Below are 20,239 nucleotides of genomic sequence, written 5' to 3'. Positions count from 1 at the left end.
TACGTCGGTGCCTGGCCGGGGCCGGGAAAGGGCGACGGGCGGCCGGTGGCCGTCCGGTCAGCCGTCGTCCATCGTGAGCAGGCCGCGCCGGAAGGCGACGGCGACGGCGGCCGCGCGGTCGTTGACGCCGAGTTTGGTGTAGATGTGCAGCACGTGGCTCTTGACCGTGGCCTCGCTGATGAACAGGCGGACGGCGATCTCCCGGTTGGTGCCGCCCTCGGCGATGAGGCGGAGGACCTCCCGTTCCCGGGCGCTCAGCGGGTCGGCGGGGGTGCGGACCTGGCCGAGGAGGCGGGTGGCGACCGACGGGGAGAGCACGGCCTCGCCCCGCGCCGCCGTACGCACGGCGCGGACGAGTTCGTCGCGGCCGGTGTCCTTGAGGAGATAGCCGGTGGCGCCGGCCTCGATGGCGGGCAGGACGTCCCGGTCGGTGTCGTAGGTGGTCAGCACCAGGACGCGGGCCGCGCTGCCCAGCCGGGCGAGCTCCTTGATGGCCGTGACGCCGTCCGTCCCCGGCATGCGCAGGTCCATGAGGATCACGTCCGGGTTCAGCGCCCGCGCGAGTTCGACGGCCTGTGCGCCGTCGCCTGCCTCGCCGAGCACCTCGAAGTCCGGGTCGCCGGCGAACATGCCGCGGATGCCGTCGCGGACGATGGGGTGGTCGTCGGCGATCAGCAGCCGGATGGGGGTCACTGAAGGCACGGAAGGCACGGAAGACTCAGCCACGGGCCACCGCCGGGACGCTCGCGGAGATCGCGGTGCCCGTGCCGGGCTCGGACTCGACCTCCAGCGTGCCCGCCAGCCGGGTCACCCGCTTGCGCATCGCGGTCAGGCCGAACCCCCCGCCGTCGCGGACGCGTTCCGGGTCGAACCCGGCGCCGTCGTCACGCACGTCCAGGGTGACCACGTCCTCCATGTACGACAGGGTCAGCCCGACCCGGGACGCGCCGGCGTGCTTGGCCGCGTTGGCCAGAGCCTCCTGCGCCGTGCGCAGCAACGTCTCCTCGACCTCCGGATGCATGGGACGAACCGTACCGGTGACGGTGAAATCCGCACGAACCTTGTTGAGCTCGCCCCACCGGGCCACGACGCCCTCCAGCGCCTCGGGCAGCGGTGCCGCCTCCAGCTGGCCGGGGCCCACCGCGTGCACCGAGCGCCGGGCCTCGGCGAGGCTCTCCCGGGCCAGCCCCACCGCGTTGTCCACGTGCGGCCGCCAGTCCTCGGCCTGCCTGGCCGCCTGGAGCTGGGTGATGATGCCGGTCAGCCCCTGGGCGAGGGTGTCGTGGATCTCGGCCGCCATGCGCTGCCGTTCGTCGAGCACGCCCGCCTCGCGGGCCTGGACCAGCAGCTGGGCCTGGAGGCCGGCGTTCTCCCGCATGGTCTCCTCGAGCCGCGCCACCATGCGCTTGCGCTCGGTGCTCCGTTCGGCGGTGACCTCCCCGACGAAACTGAACAGGCTCACCCCCACGACGATGGCGGCGGTGAAGAACAGGTAGGTGAAGATCGCTGACGGGGTGGGCTCGGGCAGGCCGCCGCCGTAGGCCGTGACGCTGATCGCCGCCGTGGCGGTCACCCCGGCCGCCCGCCACTTCCCCTTCAGGTACTGCCAGGAGTGGAGATAGCCGGTGAAGCCGAAGAAGCTCGCGAACCACACGCCCTGCGTGCAGAGCGCGCCGATCAGGACCACCAGCCCCGCCACGTAGACCGCACCGCCGGCCAAGCCCCGCGGCGCCAGCCGCATCCAGGCGGCCGCGAGCGCGGCCAGGCCGGACGTGATCCACGGACTGCCGCCGGTGGACAGGGAGAGCACCGCGGAGATCGCCAGCAAGACGTACGGCGTGGCCGCCATCTGGCGCTCCAGGAGCCGTTCCCATCGGTCGAGCCGGCCGGTCATCCGTCACTCCCAGCGGAAGAGCGTGGCCGCCGCGATGCTGACGACCAGGGCGTAGACGGCCATCACACCGAGCAGCAGGGGGCTGGGGGCACCGCCCGCCCAGACGTCCCGCATGCTCTGCGCGAAGGCGCCCAGAGGGGTGAACTCCCCGATGCGGATCAACATATCGGGCATCAGGTGGACGGGCTGCATGAGCCCGGCGAGGTAGGCCATCGGGAAGTACAGCAGGACCCCGATCCCGTTGGCGGACCGGCCGTTCGGCGCCAGCGCCGCGATGAGCAGGCCGATCGCGAACATGCTCGCCGTACCGAGGACGAAGACCAGCGCGGCGGGCAGCACCCCGGCGGGCAGGCGGGCTTCGAGGACGGTGCCCGCGACGGCCAGCAACAGCCCGCAGGCGGCCAGCGCGAGGACGAGGAGCAGGAGCAGCTGCACCGCCAGGAGATTGCCCGGGCGCACCGGCGTGACCGACAGCCTGCGCAGGATGCCCCGCTCGCGGTAGGTGGCCAGGGTGGTGGGCAGCATGTACAGGGCCACCAGCCCCACGGCGATGGCCAGCGCCATCGGCAGCAGCACGGTGTCGCCCGGCTCGATCGAGCTTCCGAACACCACCAGGATGAACAGCGGGATGAGCAGGGAGAAGAGCGCCCCGGGCTCCCGGGTCAGCAGCTTGGTCTCGACGACGGCGAGCTTCATCATGATCATTTTCCTTTAGTCGAAGGACCGGCCGGTCAGGGCGGTGAACGCGTCTTCCAGGGTGCGCTTGTCGATCCGGAGGTCGCTGACGAGGACCTGGTGGCGGGCCAGGTGCGCGGTGACCGCCGTGGCGAAGTCACCCGTCCCGGTGACGACCACCCGGTTCCCCTCCCTGGACACACCGGTCACGCCGGGCAGCCCCTCGACGCCGGTCATCTCCCCCGTCATCACCGTGAACCGCATCCGGTGCTCGCCCTCCGCCAGTCCGGCCGGGGTGTCGATCGCCACCACCCTGCCGCGGTTGAAGACGGCGACGCGGTCGCACAGCTCCTCCACCTCGTCCATGAAGTGGCTGACCAGGACCACCGTCACACCGCTCGCCCGGACCTGCTTGATCAGCTCCCAGGTGGCCCGGCGGGCCTGCGGGTCCAGGCCGGTGGTCAGCTCGTCCAGGAAGGCCACCCGCGGGTTGCCGACCAGCGCCAGCGCGATGAAGAGCCGCTGCTTCTGGCCGCCGGAGAGCTTGCCGAACCGGGCGTTCCGCTTGTCCGCCAGACCCCACTCCTCCAGCAGCGCCCGCCAGTCGCGCGGCGCGGCGTAGAAGGAGGCGTACAGGTCGAGGGCCTCCCACACCTTGATGTTCTCCGGCAGCTGGGTCTGCTGGAGCTGCACCCCGATCCGCTCGTGCACCTTGCGCGCGTCCTCGACCGGGTCGAGCCCGAGGACCCTGATCGACCCGCCGTCGGGCCGCCGCAGGCCCTCCACGCACTCCACGGTGGTGGTCTTGCCGGTGCCGTTCGGTCCGAGGATGCCGAAGATCTCGCCTTCCTCCACCGAGAACGACACCCCGTCCAGCACGGTCAGGTCCGCGTACCGCTTGCGGAGGTCTGTGACTTCGATGACTGCCATGGCTCAAGCATCTTGCGCCGGCGTCCGGGGCGAATCGATCCACCGGCCATGTTCATCCGCGAATGGTGCTGATCCGGAAATCCACCGAACGGTTGATACCGCTCGCCCTCGCACCCCACGTCCGCCCTCGCACCCCGCGTCCGCCCTCGCACCCCGTGCCCGCCCTCGCACCCCGTCCTGACCGGCCCGAAGACCGGGCGGCGCTCGTGTTAGCCTCTTCGCCGTGGCCAGCCTTGACGTCATCACCGAGCGCTCCGATCCCGCCGTACAACGGATCATCGATGTCACGAAGCCTTCGAGGTCCGTCGTCCGCACGGCGCTGATCGAGGACCCCGAGCCGCTCCTGCAGAGCATCCGCGCCGGGGTCGAGCTCATCGAGGTCTACGGGCTGGAGACCGTTCCCCTGCCGGGCGACCTGCTCGCCGCGTGCGAGCAGCGCGGCATCCCGGTCCGCCTGCTCTCCCCCGCGATCGCCAACCAGGTCTTCAAGACCGAGAAGAAGCCCAAGGCGTTCGGCATCTGCCGGGTCCCGCGCCCCTGCGGCTTCGCCGACCTGACCGGCCGGAAGGGCGACCTCGTCCTGCTGGACGGGGTGAAGATCGTCGGAAACATCGGCGCCATCGTGCGGACCTCCTTCGCACTCGGCGCCTCGGGCATCGTGCTCGTGGACAGCGACCTCGTCAGCATCGCGGACCGGCGCCTGATCCGGGCGAGCCGCGGCTACGTGTTCTCGCTCCCGATCGTCCTCGCCTCCCGGGAGGAGGCGCTCCGCCACTTCCAGGACAACGGCATGCGCCTGATGGCCTTCGAGTCCGGCGGAGCCCTCACGGTCAGGGACCTCGGCGACATCGACGAGCGCCTCGTCCTCATGTTCGGCAGTGAGAAGACCGGTGCGTCGGGTGAGTTCTCCGGCATCTCCGCCGAGTCGGTGTCGATTCCCATGAACCCCGCGGCCGAGTCCCTCAACGTCTCCGTCTCGGTGGGGATCGCCCTGCACGCACGGGCCCACCGCAACCTCGCCTAGCGCCGGCGGCGCCGGGCTCCAGTCCCGCCATCCCCCGGTGAACCCGCGGCCGGTGAGCCGCAGGCCCGCGGGTGCCGGGGCAGAGCGGGCACCGGCCGGGCGCGCGGCACCCGGGGCCGATTCGCTACCGTCCTCTCCGTCCCCCTTGAGAGGAATCCCCGGATGCGACGCCTGCCCCCCGCCCTCGTAGCCGTGCTCGCCGCGAGCTCGCTCCTCCCGTCCCCGGTCCTGGCGCAGTCCGCCCGGGGCGGGGAGAGCACCGCCGCCGCCCGCGGGCCGGCGGCGACCGGCGGGAAGGCGGCCGGCGGAACAGCGGCCGACGGGAAGGCGGTCAGAGGGAAGGCGACCTTCTACGAACTGCGGTCCGGAGGGGGCAACTGCTCGTATCCCTCGCCTCCGGCCGACGGCCTCTACGTGGCGCTCTCCCCCCGCGAGTACGCCGCCGCCGCCTCCTGCGGCGGCTACCTGCACGTCACCGGGCCGAAGGGCTCCGTCCGGGTCAAGGTCGTCGACCAGTGCCCGGAGTGCCCGGCGGGGCACATCGACCTGAGCCGCAGGGCCTTCACCCGGGTGGCCGGCTCCGGCAGGGGCACGGCGCGGGTCGCCTACCGCCCGGTCCGCGACCCGCGAATCGGCAGACCGCTCTCCTTCCGCGTCAAGGAGGGGTCGTCGCGGTGGTGGCTGGCCCTGCTGGTCATCGACCACGGCAACCCGCTCGCCTCGGTGGAGGTGAAGGCCGCCGGCGGCGCGTGGCGCAGACTGGCCCGGGCCGACCACAACCACTGGATCGCCGAGTCCGGCATGGGCCGGGGCCCCTTCGCCGTACGGGTCACCGACACCCGCGGGCACCGGGCCACGGCGGGACGCGTCCGCCTGGCCCCCGCCGCCGTCCAGCGCACCACCGCGAAACTGTACTGACACGGTGCCGGTCAGCGGTGGAGCGCGTCCCGGGCGTCGTCCTCCGCCAGGAAGCCCCCGGACTGGTGGTGCCAGAGCCGGGCGTAAGGGCCCCGGGCCTGGAGCAGCTCGGCGTGGGTGCCCTGCTCCACGATGTGCCCCCGGTTGAGGACGACGAGCCGGTCCATCCGGACGACGGTGCTCAGGCGGTGCGCGACCACGAGCGCGGTGCGGTCCTGCATCAGGCGCCACAGGGCCTCCTGGACGAGGATCTCGCTCTCGGAGTCCAGGGCGCTGGTCGCCTCGTCCAGCACCAGGATCGGGGCGTCGCGCAGGATGGCGCGCGCGAGCGCGACGCGCTGCCGCTGGCCGCCGGAGAGCTTGACGCCGCGCTCCCCGACCAGGGTGTCGAATCCGTCCGGCAGGGACTCGACGAACTCCGTGACGTGCGCCGCCCGCGCGGCCCGGAGGATCTCGGCGTCGGTGGCGCCCGGCCGGGCGAACGCGAGGTTGTCCCGCACGGACCGGTGGAACATGGCGGGTTCCTGGGGGACGTAGGCGATGAGGCCGCGCAGGTCGGCCTGGCGCAGCCGGGAGATGTCCTGCCCGCCCACCAGGATCCTGCCCCCGTCCACGTCCATGAGGCGCAGCAGCAACCGGGTGAGGGTGCTCTTGCCGCCGCCGGACTGGCCGACCAGGCCGATCTTGGTCCCGCTGGGGATGTCCAGGTCCAGGTCCTCGAAGAGCGGCGGGCCGTCGGCGTACCCGAACCTCACCCGCTCGAAGCGGACGCCCGCGTCGGCCGGGCGCAGCGGCTGCGGGTCGGGGGGATCCACCACGGTCGGCGGCACCAGGAGCAGCTCGGTGAACTGGGCCGCCTCGGTGAGCACGCTCTCCATGCGCCGGTATATCTGGTTGAACTCGAACATGATGTTGATCGCGTTCGAGTAGTAGGTGAACGTCACCACGACGGCCTCCACGCCGAGGCCGCCGCGGAGCGCCACGGCGAGGAGCAGCCCCGCGGTGCTGGTGAGCACCGACAGGGGGGCGACCACGGTGTCCACCCGGAGGTTGCCGTAGTCCCAGGAGCGCAGGGACAACCGGTGCTGCTCGGCGAGCCGGACCCGGTGCTCGGCGGCTTCGCGCTCCTCCGCGGCGAACGCGCGGACCGTGTCCATGTTGGACAGCACGTCGGCGACGTGGCCCGACACCCGTACCTTGGCGGCCTCGCGTTCGTCGACCAGCGCCTGGCGGCGGCGGATGAGCGGGGCGACGAGGACGGCGGTGAAGACGATGAGGCCCAGGAGCACGACGACCAGCAGCGGGTGGTACCGCCACAGCACCACCGAGGCGAAGGCCAGGGGGACCACCTTGGCCATGATCGAGAACGTGAGCGTGTCGGCGAAGTCCTCGAACCTGGAGGAGAATCCGAGCACCCTCTTGGTCAGCGATCCGGCGAAGTTGTCGTGGAAGAACGCGGCGTCCTTGGCCAGCAGCGCGTCCATGCCCACCACGCCGAGCCTCTCGATGCCCCGGGCGTCGGTGCGGTTCAGGAAGTGCAGCCCCACCCGCCACAGCACCTCGCCCGCCAGCAGCAGCGCGCCGAAACCGAGCACGTAGGGCAGCAGCGCGTCGACGGAGCCGTCCCCGCCGCCCGCCAGGTGCCCCACGAGCCCGGCCACCGCCAGCGGCGCCAGGTAGTACAGGCAGATGTTCCCCAGCGCCGGCAGCGTCAGCGCGGGCACCGCGACCCGCCACTGGCGCCTCAGCTCACCGCAGTAGTGGCGCAGCGCCAGCAGAACCGCCGATCTCCGCACGGGCGGGTCGTCTCCGGAGCCCTCCGGCGATCCGAGCACAGTCATCAGCCCTCCCGAACGCCGACACCGCCGTGGCCATGCTGCCGCAGCGCACGAGAGGGAGGCGAGCGGTTTTCCGCCCGCCCCGGCAGCCGGACCGGCTCAGGCGACCGGGTCGGACAGCGGCTGCGGCGGCCGCCGGTGACGGGCCCGGCGCGGCGGGTCGCCGTGGTCGTGGTCGTGGTCGTGCTCGGAGTCGGCGCGGCGGGCGCCGGTCAGGGCGGCCAGCGCGGTCGTGATCGGCACGGCCGCGATCAGCCCGAGGGTGCCCACCACGCTGCGGACGATCTCCTGGGCGAGCACCGGGTTGGTCAGCACCTCGCCCAGGGGCTGCTCGCCGACGCTGATCAGCAGCAGCAGCGGCAGCGACGCGCCGGCGTAGGCGAGCACGATCGTGTTGATCACCGAGGCGATGTGGGAACGGCCGACCCGGGCCGCGGCCCGGTACAGCCGGGCGAACCCGTACCCGGGATTGGCGTGGGCCAGTTCGGCGACGGTGGCGGCCTGGGTGACGGTGACGTCGTCCAGTACGCCCAGGGATCCGATGATGATGCTGGCCAGCAGCAGTCCCTGGGTGTTGATGCGGTGGCTGGTGTCGAGGTAGAAGGAGCTCTCGTCGGTGATGCCGTTGAGCTGGACGACGCCGATGGCGGCGTAGGCCAGCGCGCCGGTCAGGGTCAGGCTGGCCACGGTGCCCACGATCGCCACCGAGGTCGTGACGGTGAAACCGTGGGTGAGATACAGCACGGTCAGCATGATCGCCGCGGCGCCGACCACGGCCACCAGCAGCGGCGGCTCGCCGGCCAGGATCGCCGGGATGACGAACGCCAGCAGGAGCACGAAGGTGATGCCCAGCCCGACCAGGGCCATCACCCCGCGCCAGCGGCCGAACGCGATCACCGCCAGCGCGAAGGCGGCTCCGGCCAGCAGCAGCGGTGAGGACCGGTCGTGGTCGGAGATCTGGTAGGGCGGCACCTCCAACTCGCTCTCGGGGGTGTGGATGAGCACCACGTCGTCGCCGGCGGCGAAGCGCTGCGCGCCCGGGCCGCTGGGCAGCGGGGAGACGACGTCCCCGCCGGCCTGCGGGCCGCTGGTCAGCCGGACGCGGGCGTCGCCGCAGGTGGCCGGGTCCGGTGCGGGCGGCGCCGCCTGCGGCTCCCCTTCGAGGGGCGGCTCCTGCGGGCAGGGGGTGAGGGTGATCGCGGTGATGGTCCCGTTCACCCGCTGCAGTGCCGGCTGCTGGGCGGTGGAGACCTGTCCGGCCGGCCACAGCCAGACCAGCGCCGCCACGGTGACGACCGCCAGCGGGATGATCACGGCCAGGATCGCCCGGACCGTCGCCCGCGAGCCCGCCGGGAGGTGACCGTGCGAACCGTGGGAATGGTCGGCGCCCATGGGCGAGGCTCTCCTAAGGCACGTGCGGGTGGGATGAGGCGCCGCGGGCTCGCCGCGGCCGGGGGATGAAGACGGCCGGGGACGTCACCGCCGCCATGATCGAAACCGCACCGCGTCGCCGGATCCGCCGGGTGGAGGACGGCGGCCCCCGCTCGTCGGGCGCGCGTCGCGGCCGGTCACGCCCATGCCGCACCAATCTAACGCATCCCGGCGTGCCGGACGGGAGCCCGGCGCCCACCGGCTCCCGGTCTCCGCATGCCGTACCGCGACGGGACGAATCCCGCCCGATGCGGCATTAGACTTAAGTCATTCGCTCTCTTGAATCATTCGTGTTTACGGAGGTAGGTTTGGCGCCATGACCGCACCCGAGACTCCGACCACCGCCGAGGAGCTGCGCGGGGTGGGCCTGCGGGTCACGGCCGCCCGCGTCGCGCTCCTCGAGACCGTCCGAGCCGGCGACCACCTCGACGTCGAGGCGATCGCCTCCGGGGTGCGCGACCGTGTGGGCCACATCTCCCTCCAGGCCGTGTACGAGGCCCTCCACGCGCTCACCGCGGCGGGACTCCTGCGCCGCATCGAACCGGCCGGCAGCCCGGCCCGGTTCGAGGGACGCGTCGGGGACAACCACCACCACGTCATGTGCCGGTCATGCGGCGTCGTCGCCGACGTCGACTGCGCGGTCGGTGAGGCGCCCTGCCTGACCGCGTCCGATGCCCACGGCTTCTCGATCGACGAGGCCGAGGTCATCTACTGGGGCCTGTGCCCCGCCTGTTCCACCAGCGACTCCTGAACACCTCTCGTCCCTCAGTCCGGAAGGATTTCCATGTCCGAGAACCACGATGCGATCGTCACCGACCCGAAGGCGGAGGAGGGAGGCGGCTGCCCCGTCGCGCACGGGCGCGCCTCGCACCCCGCTCAGGGCGGCGGAAACCACCGGTGGTGGCCTGAGCGGCTCAACCTGAAGATCCTCGCGAAGAACCCCGCCGTGGCCAACCCCCTCGGTGAGGACTTCGACTACGCCGAGGCGTTCGGCAGCCTCGACCTCGCGGCCGTGAAGCGGGACATCGCGGAGGTCCTGACGACCTCGCAGGACTGGTGGCCGGCCGACTTCGGCCACTACGGCCCGCTCATGGTGCGGATGGCCTGGCACAGCGCCGGCACCTACCGGATCCACGACGGCCGCGGCGGCGCCGGGGCCGGTCAGCAGCGCTTCGCCCCGCTCAACAGCTGGCCGGACAACGCCAACCTCGACAAGGCCCGCCGCCTGCTCTGGCCGGTCAAGAAGAAGTACGGCCAGAAGATCTCCTGGGCCGACCTCCTGGTCCTCACCGGCAACGTCGCCCTGGAGACGATGGGCTTCAAGACCTTCGGCTTCGCCGGCGGCCGCGCGGACGTCTGGGAGCCCGACGAGGACGTCTACTGGGGCCCCGAGACCACCTGGCTCGGCGACGAGCGCTACAGCGGCGACCGGGAGCTGGAGAGCCCCCTCGCCGCGGTGCAGATGGGCCTCATCTACGTCAACCCGGAGGGCCCGAACGGCAACCCGGACCCGCTCGCCTCGGCCCGCGACATCCGTGAGACCTTCCGCCGGATGGCGATGAACGACGAGGAGACGGTCGCCCTGATCGCGGGCGGCCACACCTTCGGCAAGACCCACGGCGCGGGCCCGGCCGAGCACGTCGGCCCCGACCCCGAGGCCTCCCCGATCGAGCAGCAGGGCCTGGGCTGGAAGAGCACCTTCCGCACCGGCAAGGGCGGCGACACGATCACCAGCGGCATCGAGGTCACCTGGACGAACACCCCGACCCAGTGGGACAACAGCTTCTTCGAGATCCTGTTCGGCTACGAGTGGGAGCTGACCAAGAGCCCCGCCGGCGCCCACCAGTGGAAGCCGAAGGGCGCCGCCGGTGACGGCACCGTCCCGGACGCGCACGACCCGTCGAAGCGCCACGCCCCGGGGATGACCACGGCCGACCTCGCGCTCCGGTTCGACCCGATCTACGAGCAGATCTCGCGGCGCTTCCTGGAGAACCCCGACGAGTTCGCGGACGCCTTCGCCCGCGCGTGGTTCAAGCTGACCCACCGCGACATGGGCCCGGTCGCCCGCTACCTCGGCCCGGAGGTCCCGAGCGAGGTGCTGATCTGGCAGGACCCGCTCCCGGAGCGCACCCACGAGCTCGTCGACGCCGCCGACGCCGCCTCCCTCAAGGGCGACATCCTCGCCTCGGGCCTGACGGTGTCCGACCTCGTGTTCACCGCGTGGGCGTCGGCCTCGTCCTTCCGCGGCAGCGACAAGCGCGGCGGCGCCAACGGCGCCCGCATCCGCCTCGAGCCGCAGAACGGGTGGGAGGTCAACGACCCCGACCGGCTCGCGCCGGTGCTGCGCACCCTGGAGGGGATCCAGCAGGCCTTCAACGCCGCCCAGGCCGGCGGCAAGCGGGTCTCGCTCGCCGACCTGATCGTGCTCGGCGGCTGCGCGGCCGTCGAGAAGGCCGCCAGGGACGCCGGTTTCGAGGTCGAGGTCCCCTTCACGCCGGGCCGCGTGGACGCCTCGCAGGAGGAGACCGACGTGGAGTCGTTCGCCGCGCTCGAGCCGGCGGCCGACGGGTTCCGCAACTACCTCGGCAAGGGCAACCGGCTGCCGGCCGAGTACCTCCTGCTCGACCGGGCGAACCTGCTGAACCTGAGCGCCCCCGAGATGACGGTCCTCGTCGGCGGCCTGCGCGTCCTGAACGCCAACCACAGGCAGTCGCCGTTCGGCGTCTTCACCAAGACGCCCGGGGTCCTGACCAACGACTTCTTCGTCAACCTGCTCGACCTGGGCACGGAGTGGACGTCGACGTCGGAGGACGCGAGCACGTTCGAGGGCCGCGACGCCGCCGGCTCGATCGAGTGGACCGGCACCCGCGCCGACCTCGTCTTCGGGGCGAACTCCGAGCTGCGCGCCCTCGCGGAGGTCTACGCGAGCGACGACGCGAAGGAGAAGTTCGTGAAGGACTTCGTGGCGGCATGGGACAAGGTCATGAACCTCGACCGGTTCGACCTCGCCTGATGATCCCGGCGTCCGGGCCGGCCCGCGCGGGCCGGCCCGGACGTCCTCGTTCCCGGGGTTCCGGCCGGACGTCCTCGTTCCCGGGGTTCCGGCCGGACGGCGTCACCGGTCGAGCGGGATCGGGAAGGAGACCGGGCCGCCGGGGGTCCGGACGGTCGCCCGGCCGCCGGCGCAGGTGACCTCGGGATCACCGGTGCCGGGGACGATCAGGGTCAGCACGGAGCGCGCCGCGGGCGACAGCACCGTCGCCGACCGCGCCGTCCGGAGGTGCCCGGTCGCGATCTCCCGGTGCTCGACCTCCTGTCCGCCGAGCGGCAGGCCCGAGACCGGGGAGAGCTGGACCAGCGTCACCCGCCGCTCCCCGTCGGCCAGCACCACCCGCCCGTCGCGGACCGAGACCACGGTGAGCGACGGGTCGAAGTGCCAGAGGCTGCGCAGTGCCGACCCGGCCGGGACCTCGTCCAGCACGGCCATCAGGTCGGTGCCGTGGACGACCAGGACCGAGCGGGTGCGGCGGACGCCGTACGCGTCGTCGGTGAGCCGGAAGCACTGCCGCTCCGGGCCGGTGGACGCGCTCACCAGGTGCGTCGCCGTACCCTCCCGGAACGTCGCGCCCGGCACGACCGGGACGTTGTGCGCCTCGGGCGAGGCCGTCCACCGCTGGTACGGCGTGCGCTCGTAGGAGTGGAAGCCCGCCTCGACCAGGACCGCGCGGCCCCGGGCGTGGTAGGTGACGCCCAGGTGGTCCTCGTGGCCGTGCAGCCTGCGCCCGGGTCCGAACCTGATCGAGTAGTACGCCGAGGCCGGGTCGCCCCAGGCGGTCCTGGCGAAGACGTAGCCGGCGTCGAACACCTTCACCGTCTCCCGCCGGGCGGGGAATCCCACCGGGCGCACCCCGGCCGGGCCGTCGCCGATCGGCACCAGGCGGCCGTCGGGCTGGGTGGCGTGGGCGACGTAGGACTCCAGCGCCGCGCGCCGCGCGGCCAGGGCGGGCGGGACCTCCATCCCGCACCGGGTGATCGTCTCCAGCGCGACCCCCAGCCGCCGGTGGACGTAGAGGCCGTACCGCGGCGCCTGCTCGTGCAGCGCGCCCTGCCCGTCGATCGCGAGCAGCGCGGAGCCGGTCATCCGCCGGACGGCCAGTTCCCGCCAGGGCCGGTGGCCGAGGCGGCATCCGATCGTCAGCAGCGCGATGTCCTGGTCCAGGCCGTGGTTGTGCCCCCGGCGGTAGAGCGCCGGATCGGCCAGGACCCGGCCGTGCTCGGCCAGGCTCCGGCGCAGCCAGCCGGCGCGCACGTGCGCACTGAGGCAGACCAGCGCCGGGCCGCGCAGCGCGACCGGGTGCTCGGCCCAGGCCCACGGGCTGACCCCGGCCCCGCCCTCGGGGTTGCCGCGCACCCAGTCCTCGGCGATCGCGGCGGCGCGGTCGAGGAACTCCCGGTTCCCGGAGCGCCCGTACTCCACGACCAGGCCGCCCATCCAGCGCAGCGCGTGCAGATTGAGCGCCCAGGAACGGCTCCGGTGCGGGTCGGCGTGCCAGTCGATCCCCCCGGTGCCCAGATCGACGGGCGGGAGGCCGGCGAACGCGACCCGGCCCCGCAGGACCTCCGCGGCGTCGATCGCGGGGAGGCCGCCGGGCACGCAGACGGCCGGGCCCTCGCCCGCCCGGAGGGACCGCAGGGCGGGCCGCTCCCCGGAGGCCCGCACGGAGGCCCGTCGCAGGAGGGCCCGCACGGAGGCCCGCACGGGGGCCCGTCGCAGGAGGGCCACGCCTGCGCGGCGCATCCGGGCCGGTACGGCGGGCCGGTACGCGACGGGGCCGGGCGCCGTGATGACGTGCTTGAACAAATGCTTGCTCCAATGAACGGCGCGAGCGGCCCCGGAGACCACCCGGCGAGGCGGGTTACGGCAGCCCGGGCACGGCCGGTTCGTCGTCGGTCCAGCCCGCCTCCAGCACCAGTTCCACCTGGTCTCCTCCGGACCCCGACGGGCCCTCGACCGTGGCGGAGAGCACCTGCGAGTCACCGGGATCGATGATCAGCGTCCGCCGGACGGCGGGAGCGGCCCGCAGGATGAACGAGAATGCGGCGCCCCTGCGGCCCCGTTCGTCCGTCTCCTCGCCCAGGTAGCGGACGTTCGGCAGCTCCGCCAGCGCCCGGTAGGCGGCCGCCCGTACGGCGGGCGGCGACGGCTTGCTCCACAGCAGGCCGCTCAGCGCGTCGGCGACGACGCCGTCGAACGAATCGAGCGGACCGGCCCCGGAGGCGCCGGCCGCCCGTTCCTCCCGCACCGCCCGGCTCACCCACTCCTTCAGCGCGGCGGCATCGGTCGGCAGCCTCTGGATCTGCTCGAAGGTCATCGCACGGCCGGCCATGCTGAACGGCACCCTGCCCGTGGCCTCCGTGAGCCGCCCCTCCTCCGCCGCGGTGGACAGCAGGCGTCCCCGGCCCGACCACTCGGCGGGCGAGCCGTCGCGTCGCCAGGCGTCCTCGTCGGCCTTGCCGGCCGGGTGCGCCCCCAGCGCCCGGGAACCCGACCAGACCCGGCCGTCCCTGGCCACCCACTGCTCGGTGACCCGCGACTCCACCAGCCGGTAGCGGTTCCCGCCCCGGCCGAGCGGCTCCGGATGGGTCTGCCGGTGCAGCTTCCTGACCCTCCAGTACGCGCCGGTCACCGCGGGTTCGGCGGCGGCCGTGCTCGCCGCCGCCAGCAGCACCGACCGTCCGGAGACCGTCGTGATCCGGCCCGGTCCGCCCGGTCCGCCCGGCTCGCCGCCGGTCGCCCCCGGAACCACGACCGCCACCGCCACCGCCACGGCGGCGGCGAGCCCGGCCGCGACCGGTGCCCACGGCCACCGGCGCCGCCGTCCCGGTCCCGTCCCCGGACCCCGAAGGAGTCCGGCCCCCGGATGCCCGGTCCCCTGTCCTTGGCGGAACCAGGCCATCGGGCTCCGCCGGGTGGCGGCGTCCGGCAGGTTGCGTACCCCTGCCTCGACCCGGCCGCGGACCCTGGCCTTGAGGACCGGGTCGGCCTGCGGCTCGCCGTACAGCTCGCGGAGCGTCTTCAGCTCATCCACGGCCGGTCTCCTCGGGGTCGAGCATCGGGTTGCCGCCGCCCAGCGCGGCGCGCAGCTTCTTCCTGGCCCGGCTGAGCCGGGATCCGACGGTCCCGTACGGGATGCCCAGGGCGGTGGCGATCTCCTCGTGGCTCAGCCCGGCCAGGGCGACCAGCAGCAGGACGTCGCGGTCGCGCCGGTCGAGCCCGGCCACCGCCGCCGCGAGCTCCGGCCGCAGGCTCTGCGCGCTGACCCGCACGGCGACGCGCTCGTCGTGGCCGGGGGCGTCGGCGTCCGGGCCGTGGCGCCCGAGCGCGCGCAGCGTGCGCACCTCCAGGCGGCGGTGCCTGCCGACGAGGTTGGTGGCGATGCCGTACAGCCATGCCCGCACGCCCGCCCGGGAGGGGTCGTAGGAGGCCCGCTTGCGGAACGCGGTGAGGAACGTCTCGGCGACGACGTCCTCGGCGTGGTCGGGGCCGAGGCGCTGGGCGACGTAGCGGTGGATCTCTGCGAAGCAGGCGTCGAAGACCGCGCCGAACGCCTCCGGGTCGTCGAGGGAGAGCGGGCCGGTCCCGGCGTCCTCCGCAGGCGGGGTCCGGCCGGTACCCGCAGCGGACAGGGCGGCCCGGGGCGGCGCGGTCATGATGGTCTCCCCGGCATGTGCACCCTCTCGAAGACGGATCGGCGGTCGCTTCTTATCGCCCGATCCGCCGATCCGCTTTCACGGTCTCAGGTGTGACCTCCGTCACTCGTCCCGGGACCGTCCGGGCACCGCCCGCCTCCGCCGGTCCGTCACCGCGCGACGGACCGGCCGTCCCGCGCGACCACCGCCACCGCCGGCCCGCTCCGGCCCCGGGGGCGCAGGAGCGCGTCCAGCGCCCACGGCCCCGGGCCGAGCACCGTGACGAGGAGGAACGACCAGCAGAACAGCGCCGCGAGCTCTCCGCCGTTGAGCAGCGGCAGGAGGTGCTCGGGCTGGTGCACCACGAAGTAGGCGTACGCCATCGAGCCGGAGCAGACCAGCGCGCTGATGCGGGTGAGGAGCCCGGTGAGCACCAGGCCCCCGAAGACCAGCTGGATCAGCGCCGCCCACCACCCGGGCCAGGCGCCGAACTCCACGGCCTGGCCGGTGCCGCGGTTGCCGCCGAGGACGCCGAAGATCGACGCCAGCCCGTGGAACAGGAACAGCAGGCCCGTCACGGCGCGGAAGAGCGAGAGCACCGGCCCGCGGAGCCGGTCGAGCCTCATCGCCGGTCCGGCACCGATCGGTTCGTCTCTCATCGGCTCACCTCTCGTCTCCGGTATGTCGGGCGCATCGCTTCCCCCATCGGTCGGGCCATTTCCGCCAACTGCCGTGCTCAATATTCCGCCGGCCCCCAATTACGTCAACCAGAATTGGCGAAATTTGAGATTCGGCTACGGTGGAGTCCATGGACGCGACGTCGGGGGACCTCGAGGCGCTCGGCCTGCTGTCCGAGCCGCAACGGGCCCGCCTCTACGAGTTCCTGGCCGCCAACGGGCCGTGCACCCGCCAGGAGATCTGCGACGCCCTCGGCATGGGCCGGACCCTGGTCGCGTTCCACCTGCTCAAGCTCGAACAGGCCCGGCTCGTCACGACGGTCGACGAACCGGCGGGCACCGGCCGCCGCGGCCGTCCCGCCCAGCGCTACCGGGCCGCCCGGCGCGAGCTGAACGCCTCGGTGCCGCCGCGCCGCTACGAGCTGCTCGCCGAGATCCTGCTCCGCGCCGCCCGGGAGCAGCTGCCCTCCGAGTCGTTCGCCGAGGCCGCCGCCCACGCGGCCGTACGGCTCGGCCGCCGGCTGGCCGCCGAGCAGGCCGCCGCCGACGGTCCCGACGGTCCCGACGCGCTCTGGGACCTCCTCGGCCGGCTCGGTTACGAGCCCGCCGCCGACGGCGCCTCCGTGCTGCTGACGAACTGCCCGTTCCAGCGGATGCGCGCGGTCGACACCGAGCTGGTCTGCTCGGTGAACGCCGCCCTGGCCCGGGGCTGCCTCGACGGCCTGGACGCCTCGGAACGGTTCACCGCCCGGCTGCGGCCCTGCCCGGACAACTGCTGCGTACTCCTCGAACCCGCCGCCTAGCGCCGCCGGTCCGGCGCGCTATGCCCGGGAGGCGTCCGGGCGGAGGCCGGCGAGTCGGCCCTCCAGGCCGTCGAGGAGGGCCTGCAGGCCGTACTCGAAGGTCCGCCCGGGGGCGGCGGCGTAGTCGATGGCCATCGGGGTCTCGAGGCGGGCGCGCAGCCGGGGGAAGTCCATGGCGACCTCGCGCGCCCTGACCATCGTGTCGGCGATGAGCGCCTCGGCGTCCGCGCCGTCGCGGCTCAGCCGCCGGGTCAGGGAGACCATGGCCGAGGCGCCCAGGACGTCGCCCAGCACGAAGGTGAAAACGGCGGCGGCGGCGCAGTCGGCCTGCTCCCCGGTGAAGCCGGCCGCCTCGTAGACGGCGAGGCTGCGGTCGTCGTGGCGCGCCTTGCCGGGACCGTGGAAGAGATGGGCGCCGAAGGCCTGCACCAGCCACGGGTGCCGGCTGAGCATGGCGTGCAGGCCGGTGGCCATCGCGGTGGCCGCGGCGCGCCAGCCGGCCGCATCGGGGTCCGGCAGGTCGATCTCGTCCCAGACCCGGTCGCCGGCGAGCAGGATGAGGTCGTCCTTGTTCTTGACGTGCCAGTAGACCGCGGTGGCCGCGGCGCCCAGCCGCTTGCCCAGGCTGCGCATGTTCAGGCCGTCCAGACCCTCGTCGTCGAGCAGCTCGATCGCGGTCCGGACGATCTGCTCCTTGGTCAGCGTGTCGCGCGGCATGGGCTCACGATAGGGCATCCGACCGTTCTTGCACAAAGTTCAAGAGAGGTATTGCACTTAGTTCAATCGACGGGTTACGGTTCACTTGAACTTAGTGAAAGTCCAGGAGGCGCCCCGGGGCGCCCGACGAAGGAGCCCTTCCGTGAGCGTTTTCACCGCCGTCATGCAGTCGCTCGTCGCCGCGGCCTTTCTGAGCATCCCGCTGGTCCGGCACCGCTACGGAGCCGTCGCGATGGCCGGCGCACAGGCGGAGCTGGCCCGTCAGGGCGTGCGGACCACGGTCCTGGCCGAGAACGGGATGCGGTTCGACGCCGGCGGGCACGAGACCGCCGCCCCGGCCGCGGTGGCCGCGGTGATGGCGGCGCTGGCCGCGCTCAACCTGTCCGGCGGCGACTGGGCCCGGCCCCTGACCTGGATCTTCCAGTCACTGGTCCTGGTCGCGAACGGCCTCATCCTGTACAGCCAGCTGACCGCCGCGAAGTCCGTGCAGGCCGCCTTCCGGCGCAAGGGCGACCCGGCGCCGGCCCGCATCGACGTGCCCGCCCTCCTCAAGGCGGCCGAGGACGGCTTCCCCGCCTGGACCTGGACCCTGCAGAACGTGCGGCACACCGTGGTGTTCGGCGCATCGGTCCTCGCCCTGGCGGCCACGGCCCTCACCTGAGGCGCCGAGCCGCCCCCCTCGCTCCTCCCGCCCGGAGCCCGTCACCCGCGCCCGCGCCCGTGCCCGCGCCCGCGCCCGGCGGTGACGCGCCGACCGCCGCACGGCGGGACCCCCGCGGGAAAGTCCCGTGGGGGTGCCGCGGCGTCTCAGCCCTGGTACGGCGGCGCGACGCCCCAGCCCCACCGCGGCACCGGCGCCTGCCGCACGGGCGCGGCCCCGGGCTGGGAGTTGGCGAGGGCCAGGCGGGTGCCCCACTCGACGTAACCCATGAACGCGGCGCGGAACTCCGGGTCGTCGGGCAGGCCGACCTCGTCGGCGGCGTCGGCCAGCAGGCTCACCCAGCGGCGGCGCTGCGCCTCGGTGATCGCCCGGTTCAGGTGCATGCCCAGCATGTGCGCGTAACCGCCCCGCTCGCCGGTGTAGCGCGCCGGGCCGCCGAAGACCTCCGCCAGCCACATGGCGACGTAGCGGGGATGACCGGGGTCCATGTGGGCGAAGAGCGGCCCGACCACGTCGTCGGCCCTGACCGTCTCGTAGAACCGCTCGGTGAGGCGTTCGAGCGCCTCGGTCCCGCCCATCCAGTCGTACAGGGTGGGGACGGCGCCGCCGGTGCCGCGCACCGCGGCCGGCTCGTAGTGGCGCATCTCCTCGATCATGCCGATGTAGGGCCGGACCTCCGCGAGGAACCCGGGGAACAGCTCGCCTCCCCGGAACCCCTCCAGGTGGTCCTCGGCCGAGGTCCAGGTGATCCGCAGGATGTAGGAGGCGGGGTCGTCGGTGCAGCGGCTGAGCTCGTAGTCCGCGCACTGCGGCGCCCGCGCGAGGAGGAGCGCCGCCCTGCCGTAGGCCTCCTCGAACGCGGCCGACCGGTCGTCGGGAATGCGGTAGCGGATGTACTCCACGATCATGGTCGTCCTCCGGAGGGCGGGATCGAACTCTCCGGCCCACTATGCATGATCTGTAATCATGTAATCAATAGAGAAGATCGTTGTCCGGGGATCCGCCGCCAGGCCGGCCGGGCATCGGCCGCCGCCGTCGGTCCCCCGGTGCGGACGCCACCGCAGGGGTTCCGGTGCGGCCGCCACCGCGGGGTCTTGGCGCGGACGCCGGCGCAGAGTCCCGGTGCGGACGCCGGCGCGGGGTCTTGGCGCGGACGCCGGCGCAGAGTCCCGGTGCGGACGCCGTCGCAGGGTCTTGGTGCGGACGCCGGTACAGAGTCCCGATGCGGACGCCGGCGCCCGGCGTCATCCCAGGCCGTGGTCGCGGGCGTAGACGGCCGCCTGGGTGCGGTCGCGGAGGCCGAGCCGGTGGAGGATGCGCGATATGTGGTTCTTCACGGTCCCCTCGCTGAGGAACAGGCGCTCGGCGATCTCCCGGTTGGTCGAGCCCCGGGCGATCAGCCGGAGCACGTCGAGCTCCCTGGCGGTCAGGGAGGCGTCCGGCCCGGCGCCGGGCCGGACGGCCAGGACCGACGCCAGCCTCGCCGCCGCCGCCGGGTCGAGCTGGGCGATGCCGGCGTGCGCGAGCCGTACGGCGGCGGCCAGTTCCCGGGCCGGCACGTCCTTGAGCAGGTAGCCGGTCGCGCCCGCGCGCAGCGCCTGGACGACGTACTCCTCGTCGTCGAAGGTGGTGAGCATGACCACCCGGACGCCGGGGGCGCGGTCGCGCAGGGCGGCGACGGCCTCGACCCCGCCCATCCCGGGCATCCTGACGTCCATGAGCACCACGTCGGGCGCCAGGGCGACCGTCTGCTCCACCGCGTCGCGCCCGTCCGCCGCCGTGCCGACCACGGCGATGCCGGGCTGGATGCCGAGCAGCGAGGCGACGGCCTCCCTGATGAGCCGCTGGTCGTCGACGACCAGGACGCGCACCGCCCGGTCGGAGGTCTCCGGGGACACCGCACCCTCCGCGGGCGCCGACGTCCCCGGGCCCGCCGGAGCCCCGGCGCTCTCCGAGATGTCCGGGGTCGCCGGGGTGTCCG

At 73.5% G+C, this 20,239-nt stretch carries 19 protein-coding genes; 6 read left to right on the top strand and 13 right to left on the bottom strand.

Annotation, left to right across the window (positions count from 1 at the left end; translation table 11 throughout):
* Positions 1-57: 57 nt before the first annotated feature.
* Genes IEZ06_RS16425 through IEZ06_RS16410 form a run of 4 tightly spaced genes read right to left on the bottom strand, consistent with a single transcriptional unit; the run spans position 58 to position 3,499 of the window.
* A complete protein-coding gene (locus IEZ06_RS16425; protein WP_189237555.1) occupies positions 58-693 on the bottom strand; it encodes a response regulator in 636 nt (211 codons plus the stop codon).
* A 25-nt stretch (positions 694-718) separates the two neighbouring features.
* Positions 719-1,894 carry a sensor histidine kinase gene (locus tag IEZ06_RS16420; RefSeq protein ID WP_189237554.1) on the bottom strand — a complete coding sequence of 392 codons (1,176 nt, stop codon included), beginning with the start codon at positions 1,892-1,894 and terminating at the stop codon, positions 719-721.
* A gap of 3 nt (positions 1,895-1,897) precedes the next feature.
* On the bottom strand, positions 1,898-2,593 hold the full coding sequence (locus tag IEZ06_RS16415) for an ABC transporter permease (protein WP_189237553.1): 696 nt from the start codon (positions 2,591-2,593) through the stop codon (positions 1,898-1,900).
* Between the two features lie 12 nt (positions 2,594-2,605).
* A complete protein-coding gene (locus IEZ06_RS16410) occupies positions 2,606-3,499 on the bottom strand; it encodes an ABC transporter ATP-binding protein (protein WP_189237552.1) in 894 nt (297 codons plus the stop codon).
* A gap of 223 nt (positions 3,500-3,722) precedes the next feature.
* On the opposite strand from IEZ06_RS16410, the gene nshR reads away from it, so the two are divergent.
* A complete protein-coding gene (gene nshR / locus IEZ06_RS16405; RefSeq protein ID WP_189237551.1) occupies positions 3,723-4,523 on the top strand; it encodes an NshR/TsnR family 23S rRNA methyltransferase in 801 nt (266 codons plus the stop codon).
* Positions 4,524-4,685: 162 nt separating this feature from the next.
* On the top strand, positions 4,686-5,441 hold the full coding sequence (locus tag IEZ06_RS16400) for an expansin EXLX1 family cellulose-binding protein (protein WP_189237550.1): 756 nt from the start codon (positions 4,686-4,688) through the stop codon (positions 5,439-5,441).
* Positions 5,442-5,452: 11 nt separating this feature from the next.
* Here the strand turns inward: IEZ06_RS16400 and IEZ06_RS16395 are convergent, their stop codons facing one another.
* Both IEZ06_RS16395 and IEZ06_RS16390 read right to left on the bottom strand, forming a co-directional pair.
* On the bottom strand, positions 5,453-7,282 hold the full coding sequence (locus IEZ06_RS16395; RefSeq protein ID WP_189237549.1) for an ABC transporter ATP-binding protein: 1,830 nt from the start codon (positions 7,280-7,282) through the stop codon (positions 5,453-5,455).
* 96 nt (positions 7,283-7,378) lie between these two features.
* Complete coding sequence (locus IEZ06_RS16390; protein WP_189237548.1) at positions 7,379-8,671, bottom strand: YibE/F family protein; 1,293 nt, start codon at positions 8,669-8,671, stop codon at positions 7,379-7,381.
* A 355-nt stretch (positions 8,672-9,026) separates the two neighbouring features.
* Here IEZ06_RS16390 and IEZ06_RS16385 point away from each other — a divergent pair, with 355 nt between their 5' ends.
* Positions 9,027-9,461 carry a Fur family transcriptional regulator gene (locus IEZ06_RS16385; RefSeq protein ID WP_068902639.1) on the top strand — a complete coding sequence of 145 codons (435 nt, stop codon included), beginning with the start codon at positions 9,027-9,029 and terminating at the stop codon, positions 9,459-9,461.
* Between the two features lie 33 nt (positions 9,462-9,494).
* Positions 9,495-11,723 carry a catalase/peroxidase HPI gene (katG, locus tag IEZ06_RS16380; RefSeq protein ID WP_189237547.1) on the top strand — a complete coding sequence of 743 codons (2,229 nt, stop codon included), beginning with the start codon at positions 9,495-9,497 and terminating at the stop codon, positions 11,721-11,723.
* A 102-nt stretch (positions 11,724-11,825) separates the two neighbouring features.
* On the opposite strand, the gene IEZ06_RS16375 is transcribed toward katG, so the two are convergent.
* The 4 genes from IEZ06_RS16375 to IEZ06_RS16360 form a co-directional block, all read right to left on the bottom strand.
* Positions 11,826-13,571, bottom strand: coding sequence for a heparinase II/III domain-containing protein (locus IEZ06_RS16375; RefSeq protein WP_229798232.1), 1,746 nt, complete (start codon positions 13,569-13,571; stop codon positions 11,826-11,828).
* Positions 13,572-13,626: 55 nt separating this feature from the next.
* Positions 13,627-14,799 carry a CU044_5270 family protein gene (locus tag IEZ06_RS16370; protein WP_189237546.1) on the bottom strand — a complete coding sequence of 391 codons (1,173 nt, stop codon included), beginning with the start codon at positions 14,797-14,799 and terminating at the stop codon, positions 13,627-13,629.
* Positions 14,792-15,421 carry an RNA polymerase sigma factor gene (locus IEZ06_RS16365; RefSeq protein WP_189237545.1) on the bottom strand — a complete coding sequence of 210 codons (630 nt, stop codon included), beginning with the start codon at positions 15,419-15,421 and terminating at the stop codon, positions 14,792-14,794. Before IEZ06_RS16365 ends, IEZ06_RS16370 begins: the two co-directional genes overlap by 8 nt.
* A 149-nt stretch (positions 15,422-15,570) precedes the next feature.
* Entirely contained in the window at positions 15,571-16,059 is a 489-nt protein-coding gene (locus tag IEZ06_RS16360) for a DoxX family protein (RefSeq protein ID WP_229798230.1), read from the bottom strand.
* A 149-nt stretch (positions 16,060-16,208) separates the two neighbouring features.
* Between IEZ06_RS16360 and IEZ06_RS16355 the strand changes: the two genes are divergently transcribed.
* Complete coding sequence (locus IEZ06_RS16355) at positions 16,209-16,880, top strand: helix-turn-helix transcriptional regulator (protein WP_189237544.1); 672 nt, start codon at positions 16,209-16,211, stop codon at positions 16,878-16,880.
* 18 nt (positions 16,881-16,898) lie between these two features.
* Here IEZ06_RS16355 and IEZ06_RS16350 read toward each other — a convergent pair whose 3' ends face one another.
* Positions 16,899-17,597, bottom strand: coding sequence for a TetR/AcrR family transcriptional regulator C-terminal domain-containing protein (locus tag IEZ06_RS16350; protein ID WP_189237543.1), 699 nt, complete (start codon positions 17,595-17,597; stop codon positions 16,899-16,901).
* Positions 17,598-17,739: 142 nt separating this feature from the next.
* Between IEZ06_RS16350 and IEZ06_RS16345 the strand changes: the two genes are divergently transcribed.
* Positions 17,740-18,258 (top strand): hypothetical protein, encoded by a 519-nt coding sequence (locus IEZ06_RS16345; RefSeq protein ID WP_189237542.1) that lies wholly within the window; start codon positions 17,740-17,742, stop codon positions 18,256-18,258.
* Positions 18,259-18,404: 146 nt separating this feature from the next.
* Here the strand turns inward: IEZ06_RS16345 and IEZ06_RS16340 are convergent, their stop codons facing one another.
* A complete protein-coding gene (locus tag IEZ06_RS16340; protein WP_189237541.1) occupies positions 18,405-19,166 on the bottom strand; it encodes a globin domain-containing protein in 762 nt (253 codons plus the stop codon).
* Between the two features lie 336 nt (positions 19,167-19,502).
* Positions 19,503-20,156, bottom strand: a complete 654-nt coding sequence (locus tag IEZ06_RS16335; protein ID WP_189237540.1) for a response regulator — start codon at positions 20,154-20,156, stop codon at positions 19,503-19,505.
* Positions 20,157-20,239: the final 83 nt, after the last annotated feature.

It is taken from the genome of Planomonospora antibiotica (assembly GCF_014647955.1).
GTDB lineage: Bacteria > Actinomycetota > Actinomycetes > Streptosporangiales > Streptosporangiaceae > Planomonospora > Planomonospora parontospora.
Note: the sequence above shows the minus strand (reverse complement) of the source record. Positions and strands in the feature narration are given on the sequence as shown.